The organism is Streptomyces sp. NPDC056160, from assembly GCF_042268205.1.
Classification (GTDB): Bacteria; Actinomycetota; Actinomycetes; order Streptomycetales; family Streptomycetaceae; genus Streptomyces.
The window spans coordinates 133,578-154,698 of sequence record NZ_JBHJUW010000002.1; the positions used below are offsets into that span (position 1 = coordinate 133,578).

Sequence of the window (21,121 nt, forward strand, 5' to 3'; positions counted from 1 at the left end):
GCACGACCGGGTCAGGGGCAGGACCGGGGAAAGGTCTCCAGGGCGGCGGCGAGACCGGCGGCGTCGGTGCCGACCTTGCGGTACACGGAGGACAGGAGCTGCCGCACCCCCTGCTCGGTGAGGTGCAGCTCCTTGGCGACCACCGCGACCGGATGCCCCTGGGCGGCCAGCTCGGCAGCCCGGCGCTCCTGGGCGGTGAGCGTGTCGGTCTGCGCGTACCGCAAGGGCAGCGGTCGCAGACCGGCCGCCGACAGTTCCGCCCGGGCCCGGCCGGCCAGCGCCTCCGCCCCGCAGTGGACGGCGGTCTCCAGCCCCCGGTACAGGCGGTCGGCGGCCTCGGGGAGCTTGCCGTTGCGGGCCAGCGCAGCGCCGTGCCCGACCAGCGCGCGGGCCAGCTCGTACCCCGCGGGGGACCCCTCCAGCAGGCAGACCGACTCCGCGTGGAGGTCGAGGGCCGCCGGTCCGCCGGTCACCTCGGCCAGGGTGCGCAGCGCCTGCCCCGTGGCCGACGCGGCGCCGAAGGCCCGCGCCCGCCGGACCGCCTCCGAGGCCAGGCTCACCGCACGCTCCGGTTCGGCCGCGGCCAGCGCCGACGCCAGGACCAACTGCCAGGGACACCAGGCGGGGTTGCGCCAGCCCCGGTCGTCCAGCCGCTCCCCGACCTCGGACAGCAGGCGGACCGCATCGGCGTTCCGGTTCTCCGCCAGCAGCAGCTCGGCGTAGACCGTACGGGGATCGGGGTAGATGACCGCGTTCGGCGCGCGCTCGCCGAAGCCGTGGTCGTCGGCGACCCGGCGGGCCTTTGCGACCCGGCCACGGGCCAGCAGGGTCTGGATCAGGACGCCGACCGCGAACCACTGCGCCGGAACCGCCCCTTCCACCCGGTCGGCCACCCGCAGGCCCTCCAGGACCTGGTCCTCCGCCTCTGCCAGACAGCCGCGGTGGTAGCGGATGTAGCCGAGGAGGGTCTGGCCCAGGGCCAGGTGGGAGCCGCGCCAGCCCTTGTCCGTGCACTCGGCGATGCCCTTGCCGAACAGCTCCTCGGCCCGCCGGGGCTGGTCGCAGTACATGAACAGCAGGGCGACCGAGGCGGGGACCTCGAAGCCACGGTGCTCGTCGGTCCAGCTCAGCCCGCCGCGCAGCGCCTTCTCGGCGTGTTCCAGGACGGTCTGCCGCGGCTCGCCGCGCACCATGGCGTCCCAGGCGCGCAGCCCCAGGATGTAGCGCTCCTCCAGGGTGCGTCCGGCCAGCCGTCCGGCCAGCCGCGCCAGCTTCCGTGAGCGTCCCCGGGAGTCCGGCTCGTCGCTGCGGAAGGCGCTCCACACGAAGTGGTCGGCCTGCATGCGCAGCCGTGTCCGCGCATCGGTGGCCTGCTGGGCCTCCTCCGCGGCCACGCTCGCCGCCTCCGCCATGCGGTCCGTGTGCGCGAGCGCCTGCGTCAGCCGGTAGACGATGGAGGCCCGCAGGCCCGGATCGACGCACGGCTCCGCCAGCGCCTCCCGCAGATGACTGACGGTGGCCGCGGGCTCGACGAGGAAGGTCGAGCACGCCAATTCGTGGAGCAGCGCCGCCCGGTCCTCGGGCAGCGGCGGCTCCTGCAGGGCCCGGGTCAGCATCCGCCGGGCGGCTTCGGGTGCCCCGGCCCGCAGGTATTCACGGCCGGCCTCCCGCAGGCACTCGACCGCCTCGGTGTTGGCCTCGCACGGGACCTCCAGCAGGTGCCGTGCGGCGGCCGTGGGCCCGAGCCCTGCCGCGCGGACGGCCACCGCGGCGGAGTTGTGCAGACCGACTCGCAGACCCGGCGGTATGGCCTGGTAGATCGCCGTGGCGATCAGCGGATGCGCAAACTCCACGTTCCCGCCGGCGGTCCGGCTGTCGGTCAGGATCCCGGCGGCGCGCAGCTTCGCGGTCTCCTGCGCGGCCTGCTCCACCCCGACCACGGCGATCGTGGCGGCCAGGTCAGGGGAGACGGAGGTGCCCAGCACGGCGGCGGCGGAGGCGAAACGGACGGTGGTGGTGCCGAGCCGGCGCAGCCGGTCCAGCAGCCCGGGGCCCTTGATCGCGGAGGCGAGGTCGCGCATGACCGGCAGGTCGTCCCGGGCGCCCCGCACCTGCCGTTCGGCGAGCCGGATCGCCAGCTCCACCGCCTCGAACGGGCGCCCCTCGGTGACCGCCCAGCACTCCGCGCAGAACTCCTCCTCGGCCCCGTCGCCCACGTGTTCCCTGACGATCTGGGCCACTCCGGCGGCGGAGAGCGGCTCCAGGGCGTGCGGACGGTTCTCGTGGTGATCGACCAGGGAGCGGAACGCGGTGGCGTCGCACGGCAGTTCCCCCGGGCGGTAGGCGACGACGATCAGCAGCGGAAGGCTCTCGATGCGCGGCGCGAAGGACGCCAGCCAGGCCAGGGACTCGGCGTCGGCCCAGTGCGCGTCGTCCAGGAGCAGCACGACAGGGGCCTGCTCCACGGCGAGGCGGGTCATCACCCAGTCCAGGCCGTCCCGCACTCCCGCCGGGTCGGTCACCCGGACGCCGTCGGACGCCTCCAGGCCGAGGGCGGTGGCGACGGTGTCGTACCAACTGCCCAGGAACGCCCGTCGGGCCGGCTCGGGCATGGCCGCCAGCGGGGGCTGCACGAGTTGCCGGACGACGTGGAAGGCCATTTCCTGCTCGGTCTCGCCGCCCCGGCCCGAGAGCACCGTGAAGCCTCGGGCGGCGGACCGTGCGCGCAACTGCGTCATGAGGGTCGTCTTGCCCAGCCCGGCCGCGCCCGTGAAGGCGAGCAGTCGGCCGTGGCGCGGGGCGCCGTCCGCGGAGGCGGCGAGGTCGGCCAACGCGGTGTCCAGCGCGTGGAGTTCCCGTTGGCGTTCGAGCAAGGGTCGGTGTTCGGTGTGCGACTGCCACGGCTCATGTGCCATGTGCCTACCGCTTCCTGTCCTTCGGCCGTCCGGGGGGAAAGCCAGAGCGTACGCCCGGGCGGGGTCCGGACGGCCGAATGGGGCATGGAAGGGGTAAGGAAGGGTGAATCGCCCCTCTCGAAGGATTGACACGTCCCCGAGGCGGGTAACGCGGCTGGAATGGCCGGCTACCGGGCAGGCGCCTGTGCGGAGTCGGCGTAGCGCGGCACGGTGCGCGACCAGTGGTAACACCCGCGGATCCAGCCGGTCATCCCGTCCAGGTAGCCGAGGGCGGCGGTGCTGAGCTGCGGTTCGAGTTCCGCGCGGATCCGCTCGAACTCCCGGATGGTGCTGTTGATCCGCCGGATGGCCGGCAGCACGGCCTCCGCGAGGGAGCAGTCGTACGCCCTCTGGTAGCCGAGGGCCAGATTGATCAGCCCGCCGGCCCGCTGCTCCTTCACCGCCGAGTACAGGTCGGGTATCCACACGGCGGCGTCCACGGAGAGGCGGGTCAGCCGCCGCATGAGCGGGTGGTGGAGTTCGCCCGGCGCCATCTCCTCGGCCTCCGCCGCCTCGCAGAGCGGATAGAAGGGCTCCACTCCCGCCGTCAGCGACCGTATGGACGTGCACAGCCCGAGGTGCGGCGGCGCGGACCCGTTCTGGGCCACCGCCTCGTACATGAGGCCGTGCACGTACTCCCGGCTGTAGCCCGCCCAGCGGGCCGCCTGGGCGGGGGTGCAGCGTCGGCGGACCTGGCCGTACAGGTCGGCCAGGGCCGCCCCGAGGGCCGTCGTCGGCGGGCAGCCGTCGCGGAGGATCGCGACGCTCTCGCACAGCATGGGCAGCAGCCGGTCGGGCCCGTCCAGGCCCACCTCCTCCGCCCGGTCGTCGAAGACGAACTGGTAGGCGATCTGCCGGGCGACGAGGTGCAGGATGTCCGCGTCGACGTCCGGGGTGATGTACGAGGCGAGCTGGGCCGGACGGGTACGGACGATCATGCCCGCCACGCCCGGTTCGGCGGTCAGCCCGCAGCTGTCCAGCCATGCGTCGGTGCCCGCCGCCGCCTCGGCCTCGTGCGGACTGCTCCGGAAGGGGAAGGGCATGTAGAGGCGGGCGTCGATCAGATCGTTCAGCGTGGCCGCCGGATCGGCCGCCCGGTCGGCGGCCGATACCCCCTGGCGCGGTACCGCGCGTTCCTCCTGTGTCGTCGACACCACTGTCACCTGACCTTCGGCTCGATGAAGTCCTGCGGACGGTCCGAACGCGGTTCACAGGTCATCACCAGCGACCGTGGCCCCAGGGTCACCGCGGGGCGCGGGGGTGCCACGGGCCCGGGCAGGTGGCGCAGCCGCAGCCGTCCGGCGACGGTCGCCAGGACAACGGTGGCCTCGGCCACGGCGAAAGCGTCACCGATGCACTTGCGGTTGCCCGCGGCGAACGGGAGCATCGCGCCCTGCGGCCCGCCGGCCGCCGTGCCCGGCAGCCAGCGGTCCGGCCAGAACCGCTCGGGGTCGGGGAACGACGCGGGATCGTGGTGCAGCAGGTAGGGGCTGTAGAGGACGGTGGCCCCGCGGGGCAGCCGGCAGCCGCCCAGCTCGGTCGCCTCGGTGGTGACGCGGGTGAAGAGCCAGCCGGGCGGGGAATGCCGCAGCGTCTCGGTGACCGCGTTGCCGGTGTGCACCAGACGGGGCAGGTCGGCGGCGGTGGGCGCGCGCCCACCGAGCACCGTGTCGACCTCCGCGTGCACGCGGCGCTCCGCCTGCGGGTGCCGGCCCAGCAGGCTGAAGAGGGAGGCCAGGCACAGGGCGGTGGTCTCCACACCGGTGAGCAGGAGGGTGATCAGGTGGTCGTGGACCTCCTGTCCCGTGATCGGCGGTCCCTCCACGCCCCGTTCGGCCGCCAGCAGGGTGCCGAGCAGGTCGTCACGCGGAGCCTGTCGGCGCCGTCGCGCGACGGCCGCGTCGATGAGGCCGTGCAGGCGTGCGAGGGCGTGCCGGTAGCGGCGGTTGGCGGGCAGGGGTATGCGGAAGGGGGCGTCCAGCGGCACCACCGTGCGCACGAACAGCCCGCGCACCACCGTGGACAGACAGCGCCTCAGCTCGGCGGCCGTCGCCTCGTCGAGGGTGTCGGAGAGCAGCATGCGGCTGGTGACGCGGGTCGTCAGTGCCGTCATCGCCGCGCTGACGTCGACGCGCTGTCCCGGTCGCAGCGAGTCGCACAGTGCCACGGCCTGAGCGCCCATCAGCTCGGTGTACGCGGCGACGTGCGAGGCGTGGAAGCGCGGTTGCAGCAGGCGGCGCTGTCTGCGGTGCGTCTCCTGACGGCTGGTGACCAGGCCGTCGCCCATGAGCGTCCGGAGCCGGTCGTACTGGGGGCCGCCCTTGTCGAACGTACGGGTGTCCACGAGCATCCTGTGGACCAGCTCCGGATGGCACACCACCCAGGCGGGCAGCGGGCCGAGCCGGATCCGGACCATGTCCCCGCGCCGGGGCAGAGAGTTCAGAAAAGCCAGCGGACGGTGGAACAAGGCGATACCGTGGCTCAAGTAAGGAAATATGCCGGGCGCAGTACCCACGGTCCAGGACCGGTCGGACCGGTCTGTCGTGGGCAGGGCACCGGTTGACGCACCGCTCATCGAATACCACCTGCCTCAGTCGGCACACACAACTCGGGCGGTCTTTCAGGGCTTGGCGTTCGAACCATGTCCTGCCCAGTCCAACGCGTGACCGGCTCCCCATGCGTCTTGCAAAGGGGGCGCACGGAAGCGCGTAGAAGCGTGGGACGAACCGCGTGCGTGACGAACCGAGGCAGCCGGCCGATTTCCGGCGCCGGACCTCTGAGGCGTCCGCCGGACCTCTCAAGGGGCCCGCCGGACCTCTTCCGGCGTCATGCTTCTTCCGGTCTCCGACTTCTCCCGGCCCGAGGCCTCTTCCGCTCTCGGGCCCGTTCCGGTGTCGCCGGGTCCTTTCCGGTCAGCCCTGCGGGCCGCCCTGTTCGGCGCGCTCGGCGTCCCGCTTCTTCAGCCGGGCCGTCTCCTTGCGGACCTCCGCCTGGGTGGCCCGCTCCTTCGCCAGCCACTCGGGCCCCTCCTGCTTCAGGGCCTCGATCTGCTCCGTGGTGAGCGCCTCGGTGACCCCGCCGCGCGCGAGACCCGCGATGGAGACACCCAGCTTGGCCGCGACCACCGGGCGGGGGTGCGGGCCGTCGCGCCGCAGGTCCCGCAGCCACTCGGGCGGATCGGCCTGGAGCTGGTCGAGTTCGGCACGCGAGACGACGCCCTCCTGGAACTCGGTGGGCGTGGCGGGCAGGTACACACCCAGCTTCTTCGCCGCGGTCGCGGGCTTCATCGTCTGGGTGGTCTGGTGCGACTTCATGGTGTCCAGACTATCGACCGGCGCGGGGGGATCCGACCACGCGCGGGGCGCCGCCCGCCGGACCTCGGCCGCACCAGGCCTCCAGCCGTGGCCCCGCCCCCACATCGAGCCTCCAGCCGCACCCCCGTCCCGCCCGCACCGGCCCTCTGCCCGCACCCGCCCCGCCCCGCCCCGCCCGCATCGGGCCTCCGCCCCTCCGCAACCGCACCGTGTCCCCGGGCCGCCAGGCCCCCGCCCGCACCGGCCGGAGGCGCACGCCGGGGGCCGGGCGGGTACCCTGGCCGGGTGACAGGCTCGGAAGCATCCCCCACGTTCCGGCTCGCGTACGTCCCCGGGGTGACGCCCGCCAAGTGGGTGCGGATCTGGAACGAGCGCCTGCCCGACGTCCCCCTCGACCTCCTCCAGGTCCCGGCCGCCGACGCGCCGGCGAAGCTGCGCGAGGGCACCGCGGACGTGGGCGTCGTACGACTGCCCGTGGACCGTACGTTCTTCAGCGCGATCCCCCTCTACACCGAGACCACGGTGGTCGTCGTCCCCAAGGACCACCTGGTGACGGCGGCGGACGAGGTGTCCGTCGCCGACCTGGCCGACGAGGTGCTCTTCCACCCGCTGGACGACGTCCTCGGCTGGGAGCGGCCCCCGGGCGAGCCCGCGTTCGAACGCCCGGCCACCACGGAGGACGCCGTCGAACTGGTGGCGGCGGGCGTGGGCCTGCTGGTCGTGCCCCAGTCGCTGGCCCGGCTGTACCACCGCAGGGACCTGACCTACCGGCCCGTCGTCGACGCCCCGCAGTCGGGGGTCGCGCTGGTGTGGCCCGAGGAGGCGACCACCGACCTGGTCGACGACTTCATCGGGATCGTGCGTGGCCGGACCGTCAACAGCACCCGGGGCCGGAATCCGGCGGCGGGCCGGGCCACGGGCACGGAGAAGACGGCCGGCGGGACCGCGGGCAGAGGGGGCGGCAAGCCCTCGGGCAGGACGGCCGCGGGCACCGGCAGGGCCGCCGCGCACAAGGGCGGCTCCCGCGGGGCGCCTCGCGGCGGCAGGGGCTCGGGCGCGCAGGGCTCGGGCAAGGGCGCCAAGCGGGGCAGGCCGCGCCGCGGATCGTAGAACGGGCCGCCGTGGGAGGGCGGACCCTTCCGCCCGGCCACGCGGGGGATCACTTCCCCGTCGTACGGCCGATCGACTCCACCAGCGGCAGCAGCCGGTGCGGGACGCGTTCGCGCAGCGCGACCTCGGTGCGGGTGCGGACCACGCCCGGCAGACTGATCAGTTTCTGGATCACGTCCTCCAGATGGGCGTTGTCCCGCGCCACCACCCGGGTGAGCAGGTCGCCGCCTCCCGTGATGGAGAACGCCTCGACGATCTCCGGCACCCCCGCCAGCGCGTCCCCGACGTCGTCCAGGTGCCCCTGGGTCACCTCGATGTGCACGAACGCCAGCACCGGATGGCCGAGAGCGGCGGGGGACAGGGAAGGCTCCGTTCCGGTGATCACACCGTCCCGTTCCAGGCGGTCCAGCCGTGCCTGGAGCGTGCCGCGCGCGACGCCGAGGACGCGGGCGTACTCACGCACGCTGGTGCGCGGCTGTTCGAGGAGCAGCCGCAGGATGCGGGTGTCGAGTTCGTCCACGGCCATGACGGCACCGGCCTCCTGACGGCGGGTCGATCCACTCCGACTGTACCAATGGCCCAGCTCAGCGTGGTGGGAGTGGGCCAGTAGATCTCGTCCATTGGCACCCTGCCGGGCACTTCTTCGCCCGCCGCGCTGAGCCAATGGCCCAGCTGATCGGCGCTGACTTGAGCCAGAGGACCTTCGGGTGTTGTGATGGACGAGTCGATGGCGCTGCGGATCACCGCGGCGCCTTTTTCATGCCGGTGTTCGAGGTCTGCCGAGGGGGCGGTCAACAGTGCTGAAGAGGGTGTTCATGGCTCCGGACCCCGGACGGGCGCGACTGCGGTTCGCCTCCCGGGCCGTTCTCGGGATCGCTCTGGCGGCCGTCGTGTGCGGTCTGGCCGGCCACTCGCTGCCCGGGGCCGTCACCGGTGGGCTCGCCGCGCTGCTCGCCCTGTTCACCGTCTCGGACCCCACGATCCGCGGGCAGGCGCTCACCACGGCGCTGCTGCCCGTCGTCGGCATCCCCGTCCTCGTCGCCGCCGCCGCGCTGCACGCCCTCCCGGTGGCCCGGGACCTCACCTTCCTCGCCCTGGTCGGCGCGGGAGTGTACGCGCGCCGCTGGGGACCGCGCGGCCACAGCCTGGGCGTCTTCGCCTTCATGACCTTCTTCGTGGCCCAGTTCCTGCACGCCACCCCCGGGCAGCTGCCCGAGCTGTCCGCGGCGGTCGTCCTGTCCGTGCTCAGCGCGGCGGCGGTGCGCTTCGGGCTGTGGTGCTACGAACGCCGGCAGCCCCCGGCCGCCGTCCCCGCCCCGCCGGCCGGCACCGGACTGGCCAGGGTGACCACCCGGCAGGCCGTCCAGGCGACCGCCGGCGCGGGTTTCGCGCTCGTCCTGGGCCAGTTGGTCTCCGGGCAGCGCTGGTACTGGGCGGTCGGGGCGACCTGGTGGGTGTTCGTGAACACCGCCTCGCGCGGCGAGACCCTGGTCCGCGGTTTCCGCCGGGTCCTCGGCACCGTGCTCGGCCTCGGCCTCGGGGCCCTGCTCGTCGCGCCGCTGCACGGATCCGCCCTGCCCACGGCCCTCCTCGTCGCCGTCGGCGTCTTCGGGATCTTCTACACGGCCGCCGTGTCCTACACCTGGATGATGCTCTGGGTCACCCTGCTCGCCGTATCGCTCTACGGTCTCCTCGGCGTCCTCACTCCCGCGCTGCTCGCCCTGCGGCTCGGGGAGACGGCCGTCGGCGCGCTCGGTGCCTGGCTGGCCGTGCTGTTCGTGCTGCCGGTCACGACCCACGCCGTCACCGGTGACTGGATCCAGCGCGCCCTGCGCTGCGTCCACGCCTGCACCGGCGAGGCCGCCGCCCGGCTGGCGGGAGTCGCGGACGCCGACCCGGCGCCCCGCGTGGCCGAGCTGGAACACCTGCTCGGCCGGGTACGCCTCTCCGTGGCGCCGCTCGTCCACCCGCTGAACCCGATGCTGGGCCGCAAGCGGCGCGCCCGCCAGGTGCTCGTCCTGCTGGACGCCTGCGCCCGCGAGGTCCGCGGCCTGGTCACCGTCGCCGCGGACCCGGAGGCTTCCCACGACGCGCGCCTGGCCGCCGCCTGCTGGCGCGTGGAGGCCGCCGTCGAGGCGCTCACCGACGGCGGCGGCGAACCCCTCGCCGCGTCCGACACCCCCCGGCCCGCCGCGGAGGCGCAGGCCCTCGTCCACCTGCACGGCCTGGAGCGGGCACTGGCGGACCTGGCCACACCACTGCGCGCTCCCTCGGGCTCGCCCCTGGTCGGCGCCTGACGCGCTTCCCGCACCGGCGAGACACCCCTCGGCCTTGGTCTAGACCGATCTTGATCGACTGCTACCGTCACCCCGAACGGGACGACGGAGAGGAGAAAGCGGTGGCAGACGAGGGCGGCGGGCGCCAGCGGGCGTTCATCGGGTCGTTCACGGCGGCGGGCGGCCCCGGCGTGGTCACCGCGGCCGTGGCCGAAGGCGGCGCGCTGACCGTGCTGAGCAGCGTGGACGGCGTGCTGGACCCGTCCTACCTCGCCCTGTCCGCCGACGGCGGCACGCTCTACGCGGTCAGCGAGACCGCCGAGGGCGCGGTGGCCGCGTACCGGGTGAAGGGCGAGACGGTCGAACTCACCGGTCCGCCCGTCCGCGTCGAGGGCAGCGGTCCCACCCACCTCAGCCTGGTCGACGGGCACGTCCTCACGGCCAACTACGGCTCGGGCAGCGTCAGCGCCGTCCCTGTGCGCGCGGACGGACGCCTCGGCCAGGGCGTGTCCGACGTGCTGCGGCACACCGGTTCCGGACCGCACGAACGTCGGCAGCGCGCCCCGCACGCCCACCAGGTGCAGCCCGACCCGAGCGGCCGCTGGGCCGTCAGCGTCGACCTCGGCACGGACTCGGTGCGGGTGTGCACGCTGACGGACGGCAGCCTCGGCGTGCACCGCGAGATCGCGCTCCGCCCCGGCTCCGGCCCCCGCCACCTGGCCTTCCACCCGGACGGCCGACACGCGTACGTCCTCAACGAACTCACGCCCACCGTCACCCCCTGTCGCTGGGAGCCGGAGACCGGCTCGCTCAGGCCGCTCGCCGAGACACAGGTCCTGCGGGCCGCCCCCGCGGGCGACGCCTACCCGTCGGGCATCGTCGTCGCGCCGGACGGCCGCTTCGTGTGGACCGCGACGCGCGGCGAGGACGTGCTCTCGGTCTTCGCCGCCGAGGCCGACGGGGAGCGGCTGGAACTGCGGGCGACCGTCCCGTGCGGCGGCCACTGGCCCCGCGCGCTCACCCTGTCCGGCGGATTCCTGTACGTCGCCAACGAGCGTTCCGGTGACGTCACCTGGTTCGCCGTGCACCCGGAGACGGGGCTTTTGGAACGGGCCGGCGCGGTCAAGGTCGCCGCCGCCTCCTGTGTCGTCTTCGGCTGAACACTCCGCGTCCCGATCGAGGACCCCAAGCGGTCATGCGATCGATCGGGCGTCTGGCCGATCGACCGGGCGTCTGGCCGATTGAACGCGATCCGGCCGATCGGCCGGCGGGCCGGTCGGCCGCGTGGCGACATGGCGAAGGGTCCGCACCGAGCGGAGCGGACCCTTCGCGTCAGTCCTGCGGATGCCGGAGCCGCGTCACCGTGCCGGCGTGCCCTGCGCCTGCTGCGGGGAGATGCCCAGGGCCGTCGTGTACTTGGCCAGGGCCAGCTTGCCGATCGCCGGGTAGGCGCCGAGCGCCTCGGCGGCGGGGCAGTCCGCCTCCTTGGCGGCGGCCTCGACCAGCTCGGCGTCGATCTCCGGGCCGATCAGGTAGGGCGCCAGCGCCAGCTGCTGGGAACCGGAGGAACGCAGCTGCTCGGCGACGCCGACGACCGAGCCCTCCTGGTCGAGCGCGGCGGCCATCACCGGCACCGCGAGGCGGGCGGCGAGCAGCATGCCGGTGATCCCCGCCGCCTGGACGGCCTCCTCGCCGCCGACCGACGCGAGGATGATGCCGTCCGCGGCCGTCGCCACGGTGAACAGCCGGGCGCGGTCGGCACGGGCCAGCCCCGCCTCCGACAGCCGCACGTGCAGCGCCTCGGCGAGCAACGGGTGCGGGCCGAGCACATCGGTCAGCTCCGCGGCGACCCGGCTCTCCATGACGGCCTCGCGGAGCCGGCGCAGCAGCGCGTTGTCCGGGCCGGCCAGCAGCGGTACGACGACCGCGACCGGGCCCTCGGGCTCCTTGACCTCGCCACCGGCGGCGAGCGCCTGCTCGTAGCGGGCCGTCCGCCGGTCGGCCGCGCGCGCGAGCACGGACTGCAGGGCCGGGAACTCCGCCTCGTCCCCGTCGAGGTACCCGATCACGGCCTCCAGGCCGGGGAGCTCGGAGCGGGCGATGCTCACGGCCTCCTCGGCGAGGGCGCGCGATGCGGCACCGGGTGTGCCCGGCACCGCGAGGACGAGCGCGGGCGCGCCCTCGGGAGCCGCCAGCGGTTCGGGTCGGCGGTGCCGTCCGGGCTGGCGGGGGCGCGGCATTCGTACAGGCAGGCCGGACGCGGGCCCAGTGGGGGAGCTCATGGCGCCGCATGTTACTGGCTTTCGGGGTTCCCCCGTTCGGGGAGGGGGCGGGTGAGCGGTTTCCGTCCGGTTTTGTCGCGTGAGTTACGCCCCGATCGGAAATGATCGGTGCGGGCAATCGGATCGGATGCGACAACTCGCCCCGGACATGTGGTTGCTTGCCTGGCAAGAGGCCGACATATTCGGTAGATGGGTAATTGGTCCCCTTGTCCCGGACGGTGTGCCCGACGACGGCCCGCAGCCCCGGCCCACGGGAGTCCACGGCGGGGAAGCCGGTCGACAGCGCCGGGGGAGGTGGGTGTGCCGGGGGGTCCTCCCTGGCTGTGCGGCGTGCGGACATGTGCCAGTAGAGTGACGCGCCGTGGCACCACGACCGTTGCATGAACTCGTCGAAGCGGGCTGGGCGAAAGCCCTCGAACCCGCGGCCGAACGCATCACCGCCATGGGGAACTTCCTCAGGGCCGAGATAGCGGCCGGCCGGACCTACCTCCCGTCCGGGGCCAACGTGCTGCGGGCGTTCCAGCAGCCGTTCGACGACGTGCGCGTCCTGATCGTCGGCCAGGACCCCTACCCCACCCCGGGCATGGCCATCGGGCTGAGCTTCGCGGTCTCGCCCGAGGTGCGATCCCTTCCGGGCAGCCTGGAGAACATCTTCCGGGAACTCCATGCGGACCTGGGGCTGCCCCGGCCGTCCAACGGCGATCTGACGCCGTGGACCCGGCAGGGGGTACTGCTGCTCAACAGGGCGCTGACGACGGCGCCCCGCAAGCCCGCGGCACACCGGGGCAAGGGCTGGGAAGAGGTCACGGAGCAGGCGATCCGGGCGCTGGCGGCCCGCGGCAAGCCGCTGGTGTCGATCCTGTGGGGGCGTGACGCGCGCAATCTGCGCCCGCTGCTCGGCGATCTCCCGGCGATCGAGTCCGCCCACCCCTCGCCGATGTCGGCGGACCGGGGCTTCTTCGGCTCCCGCCCGTTCAGCCGGGCCAACGACCTGCTCGTACGGCAGGGAGCGCAGCCGGTCGACTGGCAGCTTCCCTGATCCCACCGCCCGAAGGCGGCGGCCGGCCCGCGGTGGCCGGCTGCCCGCAGTCGGGGCCGGCCCGCGGTGGCCGACCGGCCGGCAGTCGTGCCCCAGCGGCAGGCCGTCCAGTCGGGCCCTGGCACCCGGCCCGCCCGGCCGCGGGTCACGGCACCGCGGCCGTCGGGGCCCGGCGCCGTGTGCGTACGAGACCGGTCTCCTAGGCGACGGCGAGTGCCCGCGCGCGGCAGTTCGGCCGCGGCGACCCCGCCCGGGCCGGGCAGTCGGATGTCCATGAGGATCACCTCCGGCCGGTGCCCGGCGCCCGGCTCGACCGCCTCCTCCCCGCTCGCGCCGCCTCCGCGCAGACGCCGAGGTCGGGTGCGGCCCGCAGGAGGGCCGGCAGGCCGCTGCGGACGAGTATTGGTCGTCTACCACGAGCACATGTGTCATCCCTGTGATTCCCCCGCAGTAGGTTCGGTCCACGGGCTCGCCTGCGGCAGCGCGTTTGGGTCGTCCTCCCGGGCGGGGCGGTACGGGACGGGCAGGGTGAACGCCACCTCGAATCCCGCCGCCGGTCCGGGCCCGGCGCGGAAGCTGCCGCCATAGAGCCTCACGCGTTCGTACATGCCGATCAACCCGTGCCCGGTCCCCGCCGGGCCGGGGCCGATTCCAGCCTCGCCACGGCCGGCTCCCGGGGCCCGCCGACCGGTTCGCGCGGATCGACCGGCCAGGGCTTTCCGCTGCCCGGCGGCGTTTTCGGCACCGCTTCCGTTTCTGGTGCCGGTGCTGGTGCCCGCTCCGGCCGGTGTGCGGGAGCCGTCCGCCCGGGGACCCCCGTCGTCGGACACGGTGACGGCCAGCCCATGGGTGTCGTACGCCCGCGCTATCCGGACGCGGGCCTGCGAGCCCGCGTGTTTGAGCGTGTTGGTCAGGGCCTCCTGGACGATGCGGTAGGCACACAGGTCCGCGCCCGACGCCAACGGCCGGGGCGCCCCGGTGACGGCGGTCTCGACGACCAGCCCGGCGCCGGTCATCCGGGCCGCCAGTTCGTCCAGCCGGGCGAGACCGGCGTCGGGTCCGGTGGACGGACCTGACACGGCGTCGGTGCCGTCGGGGCTCACACGCAGCACCTGGAGCAGGCCGCGCATCTCCTCCAGCGTCTCGCGCGCTGTGTCCTCGATGGTGCGCAGCGCGGAGCGGGCCTTGGCGGCGTCGGTGTCGAAGACGTACCGGGCCAGACCGCTCTGCACCGAGACGACCGACAGATGGTGGGCGACCACGTCGTGCAGTTCACGGGCGATGCGCAGGCGTTCCTCCGTCACGGCGTGCCGGGCGCGGGCCCCCTCCTCGGCGCGCAGGCGCGCGGTGAGCCGGTCCAGTTCGGTGTTCTGCCTCTCCAGGCGGCGCAGGCTGGTACCGAAGCCCCAGGCGAGCAGCAGGACCACGAGGGTCTGGCCCACGGCCACCAGCGCCGACATCGCGTGGGAGGCCAGCGCGTTGTACAGCCACGCGGCCGTGACCGGAACGGCCGCCCGCGCGGTCTCCCCGACCGGTCGCGCGGCGGCGATCGTGAAGAACGCGAGCATCGGCGACCACACGTTGACGGACGGCTGGTAGCCGAGTGCCGTGTACAGGGCGAGGCCGGCACAGGTGGCGCACAGCACCGGCCAGGGAGCCACCCGGCGCACCACGAGCGGCAGGTGGATGAGGCAGGTCAGGACGACGGCGCGGGTGTCGAAGGCGGGCCAGCCGGGCGGCCGGTACCCGGCGGCGAAGCCCAGCGTGACCCCCAGGAGCGCGGCCGCGATCAGCGTGTCGAGACCCAACCGTTGACGTGGCGTCACCCGCAAGCGCATGACGGCAGGGTAGCCAGCGCGCTCCCGCTCCACGGCCGGGTCGTGAAGCGCACCCCTCTCGTCCGGAAGGTCGCCGCCCTGGAGCCGTCACCCACGGCGGCTCCCACCGGGCCGGGAACGGGCCGCCCCACCCGCCCGCGTCAGTCGATCACCGCCGCGCGGACACAGAGCACGTCCGGCAGGTGCGAGGCCAGTTGCCGCCAGCTGTCGCCGTCGTCCGCGGAGGCGTACACCTCGCCGTTGCGGTTGCCGAAGTAGACGCCCGCCGGGTCCGCGTCGTCGGTGCACAGCGCGTCGCGCAGCACGGTTCCGTAGTGGTCCTCCTGCGGCAGGCCGGCCGACAGCGGCTCCCAGCTCCGGCCGGCGTCGGCGGTCCGGAACACCCGGCAGCGGTGCCCGGCCGGGACCCGGTCCGCGTCGGCGTTGATCGGGAAGACGTACGCCGTGTCGCCGCGGTGCGGGTGGGTGGCCGCCGCGAAGCCGAAGGTCGAGGGCAGGCCCTCGCCGATGTCCGTCCAGTGCGCTCCCCTGTCGTCGCTGCGGTAGACACCCCAGTGGTTCTGCAGGTAGAGCCGGTCGGGGTCGGCCGGGTCCTGGGCGACCTTGTGGACGCACTGACCGAACTCGGGGTCCGGATCGGGCAGGAACACGGCGGACACCCCGGAGTTGGACGGTGCCCAGCTCGCGCCGCCGTCGTCCGTGCGGAACACTCCGGCGGTGGACACGGCGACCGTGACGGCCTTCGGGTCGCGCCGGTCCGTGACCACGGTGTGCAGCCCCTCGCCGCCGCCGCCCGGAACCCACCGGGAGCGCGTGGGGTGCTCCCACAGCGGGCGGACCAGCTCGAAGCTCTCCCCGCGGTCCTCGGAGCGGTAGAGCGCGGCCGGTTCCGTGCCCGCGTACACCACGTCCGGTTCCGCCGCGGCCGGGTGCAACTGCCAGACCCGCTCCAGTGACGCACCGGTGTCCTTGGGGAACTTCACCGCCGGCCGGGCCGGTTCGGTCCAGCTGCGGCCCAGGTCGTCGGAGTGGAACACGGACGGCCCCCAGTGCGCGCTGTCACCGCCGGCCAGCAGCCGCGGGACGGTGCCCCTGGTGTCGATGGCGACCGAATACACGGCCTGCGCGTTGAACTGTGGGCTGTCGTCGAACTCCCAGGCCCCACCTCGCCGCCGCCCGATGAACAGGCCCTTGCGGGTGCCCACGGCGAGCAGTACCTCGGACATGCCGATCACCTCCGCGACCATTGCGTCCAAGGCGCCTTCGCCCTGGACACCGGCCAGTCTGCACCCCACCACTGACAGCCACCTCCATGGCGGCGTCACCGCAGGTCACAGCGGCCTGGTCGGGCATGAGGGGGCCGTCGCCAGCCCGGGGGAGGGGCACCGCGCGCCACCCCCCACCAGGCGCCCGCGGCGGACCGCCTGCCAGGTGCCCGAGATGGATCGCCCGCCAGGCACCCGCGCAGGACCGCCCGCCAGGCGCCCGCGACGCATCGCCCGCCAGGCGCCCGCGACGCATCGCCCGCCAGGCGCCCGCGACGCATCGCCCACCAGGCGCCAGTGCCAGCCCGTCCGCCAGGCGCCCGCGGCGCCCCCGGTTCAGTCGAACCCGGGCAGCGCCCGCTCCAGGATCGCGTCGAGGTCCGCGGCGCCGGGCAGGGTGCCGAAGGCGTGCCCCCAGTCCCCGCCGAGCCGGGTCGCGCAGAACGCGTCGGCGACCGCCGAAGGGGCGTGCCGGACCAGGAGGGACGCCTGCAGGGTCAGCGCCATCAGCTCGACCAGGCGGCGCGCGCCCACCGGGGAGGCTTCGCCCAGGCCTCGCCGCAGCCGGGTCACGGCCGCGTCCAGCCTGGGATCGCCGCCGTGCGCGAGGGCGAGCTCGGCGAACAGCGCCTCGGCGGCCCCCGGCTCGCGTCCCAGTGCCCGTAGCACGTCCAGGGCGTTGACGTTCCCCGACCCCTCCCAGATCGACAGCAGCGGGGCCTCGCGGTAGTGCCGGGGCATGCCGGACTCCTCCACGTAGCCGTTGCCTCCCAGGCACTCCAGCGCTTCCGCGGTGAAGGCCGGGCCCCGCTTGGTGACCCAGTACTTGCCGGCGGCGGTGGCCACCCGCCGGAACGCGGCCTCTCGCGATGCCTGCCCGCCCTCCCGCACCGCCCTGTCGGTCGCACCCGCCAGCCGCAGGGTGAGCGTCGTCGCGGCCTCCGACTCCAGCGCCAGATCGGCCAGCACGTTGCGCATGAGCGGCTGGTCGGCCAGCAGCGCTCCGAAGGCCGTGCGGTGCCGTGCGTGGTGACCGGCCTCCACCAGGGTCTTGCGCATGAGGGCCGCCGACATCATCACGCAGTCCAGCCGTGTGCAGTTGACCATCTCGATGATCGTCCTGACGCCCCGCCCCTCGGGGCCGACCAGCCAGGCCACCGTGCCGTCGAACTCCGGTTCGCACGAGGCGTTGGACCGGTTGCCCAGCTTGTCCTTGAGGCGCTGGATGCGGAAGGCGTTGCGGCTGCCGTCGGGCAGGACGCGTGGCACCAGGAAGCAGGACAGTCCGCCCGGCGCCTGCGCCAGCACCAGGAAGACGTCGCACATGGGCGCCGAGGTGAACCACTTGTGCCCGCGCAGCGTGTACACGCCGGGTTCCGCGGTCGGCGCGGCCGTCGTCGTGTTCGTCCGTACGTCCGAGCCGCCCTGCTTCTCGGTCATGCCCATCCCCGCCAGCAGCCCCGCTTTGCCGGCCGGCGCCCGCAGCCCCGGCTCGTAGACGCGGCTGGTCAGCAGCGGTTCGTAGACGGCGGCCAGCTCGGGCTGGGCGCGCAGGGCGGGTACGGCCGCGTACGTCATCGACGTGGGACAGCCGTGCCCCGCATCGGTGTGCCCCCACACCAGGCCGCCCGCCGTACGGGCCACGTGGGCCCCCGGCCGGTCGTCCGCCCAGGGCGCGCCCGCCAGACCCTCGGTGACGGCGGTACGCATCAGGTGGTGCCAGGCGGGGTGGAAGTCGACCTCGTCGACCCGGTTGCCGTAGCGGTCGTGGGTGCGCAGCTCCGGCTCGTGGCGGTCGGCGAGATCGGCCCACTCCTGCGCCTGCGTGCTCCCGGCCCGCTCCCCGAGCCGCCGCACGCCTTCCTCGGCCCAGCCGGCGCCCTCGCGGCGCAGCCCCTCCAGCAGCGCCGCGTCCTCCGACGCGTCATAGGGGCTCAGGGGAGGAGGCTGGTTGGTCACGTCGTGAGTGGTGGACGGGCAGGGCGGCGCGGGCCGTGCGGAGCGTGCCGCCGTGCCGTCCGGGGGCGCGTCTCCCGCCCGCCGCGCGTCTCCCGCGCCCGGTGCGTGTGCCGGTGTCGAGGCCATACCGGCAGTGTTGCACTATTTCTACAGTCGTAGCAATGATGCAACAAGAGCAATCCGTACAGTACGTGACCATGAACGACTCCCGGGAGCCCGCCGCGCTCGACCTGCGTCCGCTGTCGGCGCGGTCCGTCGTCCTCAGCCTGCTGCTGGGCACCCACCCGCCCGAGCTGCCGGTGAAGGACCTCCTGCGGGCCGTCGAACCCTTCGGCGTCGGCGGGTCGACCCTGCGTGCGGCGCTGAGCCGGATGGTGGCCGCCGGCGACCTGTGGCGCACGGACGGCGTGCACGGCCTCAGCGACCGGCTGCTGGAGCGCCAGCGGCGCCAGGACGACGCCGTGCACCCGCGGACCCGTACCTGGGACGGCGAGTGGGAGATGGCCGTCGTGACGGCGACCGGACGCGGACCCGCCGAACGCGCCGGACTCCGTGCCCGGCTGACCGCCCTCCGGCTCGCCGAACTGCGTGAGGGCCTCTGGCTGCGGCCCGCCAACCTGCGCCGCGCCCGGCCCGCAGGCCTGGGCGGAGTGGTCCACTTCGCCGCCCGGCCGGACGAGGACGCCCGCGACCTGGCCGCGGACCTGTGGCCGCTCGACGCCTGGGCGGCCACCGGACGGGCGCTGCTCACCCACCTGGCGCGCACCGACGGCCCGGCCGGCCGCTTCACTGCCCTCGCCGCCGTCGTACGCCATCTGCTCGACGACCCGGTCCTGCCCGCCGTGCTGCTCCCCGCCGGCTGGCCGGGTCCCGAGCTGCGCGCCGCCTACACGGCCCGGCAGCGAGAGCTGACCGAGGAGGTGCTGGGCCGGACCGGACGCCGGACCCGGCCCCGCACCGCCCCCCGCCCGGGTCAGCCGCAGGTGACGTCGGACGCCGAGTAGCGGCAGTACGTGCCGTCCGGGCCGCTGCCGGTCTCCTTCGGCTCCTTGCCGGTGTTGTTGCCCTGCCACACCTTGGTCGAGGCCTGGACGGTGATCGCGTCGGTCTTCAACGCCTTGCTGATGGCGAGGTTGCGGATCACGACGTTGCTGACCTTCTTCAGGCGCAGCCAGCCGCCGGTGAACCCGGAGGACGCGCCCACGCCGAGCACGGTGGTGTTGGAGCCGACGTCGACCTGGCCGCTGAGCGAGATGACGCCGCTGACCTTGACCACCTTGGCCGCGTCGCCCGCGACGGCCGACCTGAAGGCGCCGAGGGAGGAGACCGTGACCGCGGAGGTGCCGCCGCCGGTGGTTCCGGCGCCGAACCCGACCGGCGAGGTCTCGGCGGCCCCGGCCGGCTGCGGCAGCGCGAGCGCGCCGACCGCCGCGGCGACGGCCACCGCGGCCGCCAGTAAGGACTTCGGTGCGCGGGGACGCGGACGTGGGGGGAGGGTACGCATGCGGATGTGTCCCTTCGGGGAGTGCGTGAGCGAGACTGGTCATGTACGTAGACGACGATCGTCATCTGGTACGCGCAGCGCGGGAAGAGCGACTGAGTGAGCCGTCAAACAGCCACGAGTGGAACCTGTTCGGTCACACTGCTGAACGGAACGTAGAGTGCAAGCGCTTTCTAGCCAACGCTCCCGGCGGGGGGATCACAGGAATCATGGGAGCGCTGCCATCCTGTGTCCGGTGCCCGGGGGACGAGAGGGCCGGGGACCGGTGGTCCGGTGGTTGCGCCAGCCGGCCCCGGAGCCCCGGACGCCACCAGGGCGGCGGATCGACGGCGGACCCCGGTGGCGCGGGCGCGCACCCTGGCGTTCCCTGAGAAGGGCGGGGATGACCAGCACGCCCGCGGGCACCCGGTGCGCACGGACGCGGGATTCCCACTCCCAGGCGAGGAGAGTCATGGCTGAGCAGAAGTCGTCGTCGGTCCTCACGATGCCCCTGCACGGCGCCGCGGCGGTGCTGCGCAGGGTGCCCGGCGCCGGCACGGTGGGCAGGGCCGCGCAGGGCACGCTGGACGTGATCGGCGCGGTGTCGCCGCGGGGCCGGCGGCTCGCGGTCTACACAGGTGCCGGGGTACTCGGCATCGCCGGGGTCGTGGAGTGGCCGGTGGCGCTCACGGGGGCCGCGGTGGCCTGGCTCACCCGGCCCCGGTCCGAGCCCGCCGGCCAGCCACCGTCCCCGGAACGGCACACGGACGGCGTAGGGCGTGCCCCGGCACCCGCGGGCGGGGCCGCCGACGATCGAACGGCGCCGGGACCGGCCCCGGCGGGCGGCGGAGGCCGCAGCCGGACCCGCGCGACCCTGGCGAAGACCACGACCAAGGCGTCCGCCTCGAAGGCCACCGCCGTCAAGACCGCCGCCGTCAAGTCACCCACGGCCAAGACTGCCGCAGGCCGGACGACCGCTGCCAAGACGTCCGCGGCCAAGACGTCCGCCGCCAAGGCGCCCGCCGGGAAGGCGGCGACAGGCAGCGCCGCCGCGGCCGCTGCCCGCCGGACCGCGGCGGCCAAGGCGACGGCGAGCAAGTCGACGGCGAGCAAGGCGGCTGCGACCAAGACCGCTGCCGGCAAGGCACCGGCCGGCAAGGCCGCCTCGGCCAGGACAGCAGCGGTGGGCAAGGCACCGGCGGGCAAGACCCCCACCGCCAAGACTGCCGCGGCCACCAAGGCCACCCCGGCCGAGGTCGCCGCCAAGGCCACCCGGGCGAAGACCGCGACCGCCAAGACCGCGACCGCCAAGACCGCCGCAGCCAAGACCGCGACCGCCAAGTCCGCCGCAGCCCAAGCCGCCACCGGCGGGCAGCGCAAGGGCCGGGCCGCGTCCGCCGGGCCGCTCGGGCCCACGGCGCGGCCCGGCCGAACCACTCTGTGAAGGTGCGTGATGGTGCTCGGGCTGCTCACCGCTCCCTCGGCCGCCGTACGGCTGCTGCCGGCGGCGCCCGCGTTGCTGGCACGGGCCGCCGCCCCGGCGATCGGCGTGGCCGCCGGGGCGCTGGCGGGGACCGCGCGGGCCGGCGTGCGCGGCGCGGACT

Annotated in this window: 15 protein-coding genes and 1 pseudogene; 6 read left to right on the top strand and 10 right to left on the bottom strand. The window is 74.4% G+C overall.

Features of this window, described 5'->3' with window-relative positions:
- Positions 1-11: 11 nt before the first annotated feature.
- The 4 genes from ACFC02_RS01445 to ACFC02_RS01460 form a co-directional block, all read right to left on the bottom strand.
- Positions 12-2,915 carry an AAA family ATPase gene (locus ACFC02_RS01445; RefSeq protein WP_376350570.1) on the bottom strand — a complete coding sequence of 968 codons (2,904 nt, stop codon included), beginning with the start codon at positions 2,913-2,915 and terminating at the stop codon, positions 12-14.
- A gap of 167 nt (positions 2,916-3,082) precedes the next feature.
- Complete coding sequence (locus ACFC02_RS01450; RefSeq protein ID WP_376350572.1) at positions 3,083-4,108, bottom strand: (-)-alpha-amorphene synthase; 1,026 nt, start codon at positions 4,106-4,108, stop codon at positions 3,083-3,085.
- Positions 4,109-4,113: 5 nt separating this feature from the next.
- Entirely contained in the window at positions 4,114-5,439 is a 1,326-nt protein-coding gene (locus ACFC02_RS01455) for a cytochrome P450 (RefSeq protein ID WP_376350575.1), read from the bottom strand.
- Between the two features lie 427 nt (positions 5,440-5,866).
- Complete coding sequence (locus ACFC02_RS01460; RefSeq protein WP_376350578.1) at positions 5,867-6,268, bottom strand: DUF5997 family protein; 402 nt, start codon at positions 6,266-6,268, stop codon at positions 5,867-5,869.
- Between the two features lie 285 nt (positions 6,269-6,553).
- On the opposite strand from ACFC02_RS01460, the gene ACFC02_RS01465 reads away from it, so the two are divergent.
- Positions 6,554-7,378 (top strand): LysR family substrate-binding domain-containing protein, encoded by an 825-nt coding sequence (locus ACFC02_RS01465; RefSeq protein WP_376350581.1) that lies wholly within the window; start codon positions 6,554-6,556, stop codon positions 7,376-7,378.
- Between the two features lie 49 nt (positions 7,379-7,427).
- On the opposite strand, the gene ACFC02_RS01470 is transcribed toward ACFC02_RS01465, so the two are convergent.
- Positions 7,428-7,904, bottom strand: a complete 477-nt coding sequence (locus ACFC02_RS01470; RefSeq protein WP_376350583.1) for an Lrp/AsnC family transcriptional regulator — start codon at positions 7,902-7,904, stop codon at positions 7,428-7,430.
- Positions 7,905-8,175: 271 nt separating this feature from the next.
- Between ACFC02_RS01470 and ACFC02_RS01475 the strand changes: the two genes are divergently transcribed.
- Both ACFC02_RS01475 and ACFC02_RS01480 read left to right on the top strand, forming a co-directional pair.
- Positions 8,176-9,675: an FUSC family protein gene (locus ACFC02_RS01475; RefSeq protein WP_376350586.1), complete on the top strand. Its 1,500-nt coding sequence runs from the start codon at positions 8,176-8,178 to the stop codon at positions 9,673-9,675.
- Between the two features lie 101 nt (positions 9,676-9,776).
- The gene (locus ACFC02_RS01480; protein ID WP_376350589.1) at positions 9,777-10,814 is read left to right on the top strand and encodes a lactonase family protein; all 1,038 of its coding nucleotides are present in this window, start codon (positions 9,777-9,779) and stop codon (positions 10,812-10,814) included.
- 198 nt (positions 10,815-11,012) lie between these two features.
- On the opposite strand, the gene ACFC02_RS01485 is transcribed toward ACFC02_RS01480, so the two are convergent.
- Positions 11,013-11,936, bottom strand: coding sequence for a sirohydrochlorin chelatase (locus ACFC02_RS01485; protein WP_376350592.1), 924 nt, complete (start codon positions 11,934-11,936; stop codon positions 11,013-11,015).
- 361 nt (positions 11,937-12,297) lie between these two features.
- Between ACFC02_RS01485 and ACFC02_RS01490 the strand changes: the two genes are divergently transcribed.
- Positions 12,298-12,975, top strand: coding sequence for a uracil-DNA glycosylase (locus ACFC02_RS01490; protein WP_376350595.1), 678 nt, complete (start codon positions 12,298-12,300; stop codon positions 12,973-12,975).
- A gap of 428 nt (positions 12,976-13,403) precedes the next feature.
- On the opposite strand, the gene ACFC02_RS01495 is transcribed toward ACFC02_RS01490, so the two are convergent.
- The 3 genes from ACFC02_RS01495 to ACFC02_RS01505 all read right to left on the bottom strand — a co-directional run bounded on the left by ACFC02_RS01495 (position 13,404) and on the right by ACFC02_RS01505 (position 18,163).
- Positions 13,404-14,813 (bottom strand): sensor histidine kinase, encoded by a 1,410-nt coding sequence (locus tag ACFC02_RS01495; RefSeq protein ID WP_376350598.1) that lies wholly within the window; start codon positions 14,811-14,813, stop codon positions 13,404-13,406.
- A gap of 140 nt (positions 14,814-14,953) precedes the next feature.
- Entirely contained in the window at positions 14,954-16,111 is a 1,158-nt protein-coding gene (locus tag ACFC02_RS01500) for a WD40/YVTN/BNR-like repeat-containing protein (protein WP_376350601.1), read from the bottom strand.
- A 303-nt stretch (positions 16,112-16,414) separates the two neighbouring features.
- Positions 16,415-18,163: an acyl-CoA dehydrogenase family protein gene (locus ACFC02_RS01505; RefSeq protein ID WP_376350603.1), complete on the bottom strand. Its 1,749-nt coding sequence runs from the start codon at positions 18,161-18,163 to the stop codon at positions 16,415-16,417.
- Between the two features lie 71 nt (positions 18,164-18,234).
- On the opposite strand from ACFC02_RS01505, the gene ACFC02_RS01510 reads away from it, so the two are divergent.
- Positions 18,235-19,041: a PaaX family transcriptional regulator C-terminal domain-containing protein gene (locus tag ACFC02_RS01510; RefSeq protein WP_376350606.1), complete on the top strand. Its 807-nt coding sequence runs from the start codon at positions 18,235-18,237 to the stop codon at positions 19,039-19,041.
- Positions 19,042-19,091: 50 nt separating this feature from the next.
- Here ACFC02_RS01510 and ACFC02_RS01515 read toward each other — a convergent pair.
- Positions 19,092-19,541 (bottom strand): annotated as a pseudogene (locus ACFC02_RS01515) (pectate lyase); the annotation flags it as partial.
- A 448-nt stretch (positions 19,542-19,989) separates the two neighbouring features.
- Between ACFC02_RS01515 and ACFC02_RS01520 the strand changes: the two are divergent.
- On the top strand, positions 19,990-20,961 hold the full coding sequence (locus ACFC02_RS01520; RefSeq protein WP_376350609.1) for a hypothetical protein: 972 nt from the start codon (positions 19,990-19,992) through the stop codon (positions 20,959-20,961).
- The last annotated feature ends 160 nt before the right edge of the window (positions 20,962-21,121 follow it).

Coding starts and splice junctions, on each gene's coding strand:
- ACFC02_RS01520 (WP_376350609.1), top strand. CDS start 19,990: ATGGCTGAGCAGAAGTCGTCGTCGGTCCTCACGATGCCCCTGCACGGC.
- ACFC02_RS01495 (WP_376350598.1), bottom strand. CDS start 14,813: ATGCGCTTGCGGGTGACGCCACGTCAACGGTTGGGTCTCGACACGCTG.
- ACFC02_RS01445 (WP_376350570.1), bottom strand. CDS start 2,915: ATGGCACATGAGCCGTGGCAGTCGCACACCGAACACCGACCCTTGCTC.
- ACFC02_RS01510 (WP_376350606.1), top strand. CDS start 18,235: ATGAACGACTCCCGGGAGCCCGCCGCGCTCGACCTGCGTCCGCTGTCG.
- ACFC02_RS01460 (WP_376350578.1), bottom strand. CDS start 6,268: ATGAAGTCGCACCAGACCACCCAGACGATGAAGCCCGCGACCGCGGCG.
- ACFC02_RS01485 (WP_376350592.1), bottom strand. CDS start 11,936: ATGAGCTCCCCCACTGGGCCCGCGTCCGGCCTGCCTGTACGAATGCCG.
- ACFC02_RS01505 (WP_376350603.1), bottom strand. CDS start 18,163: ATGGCCTCGACACCGGCACACGCACCGGGCGCGGGAGACGCGCGGCGG.
- ACFC02_RS01470 (WP_376350583.1), bottom strand. CDS start 7,904: ATGGCCGTGGACGAACTCGACACCCGCATCCTGCGGCTGCTCCTCGAA.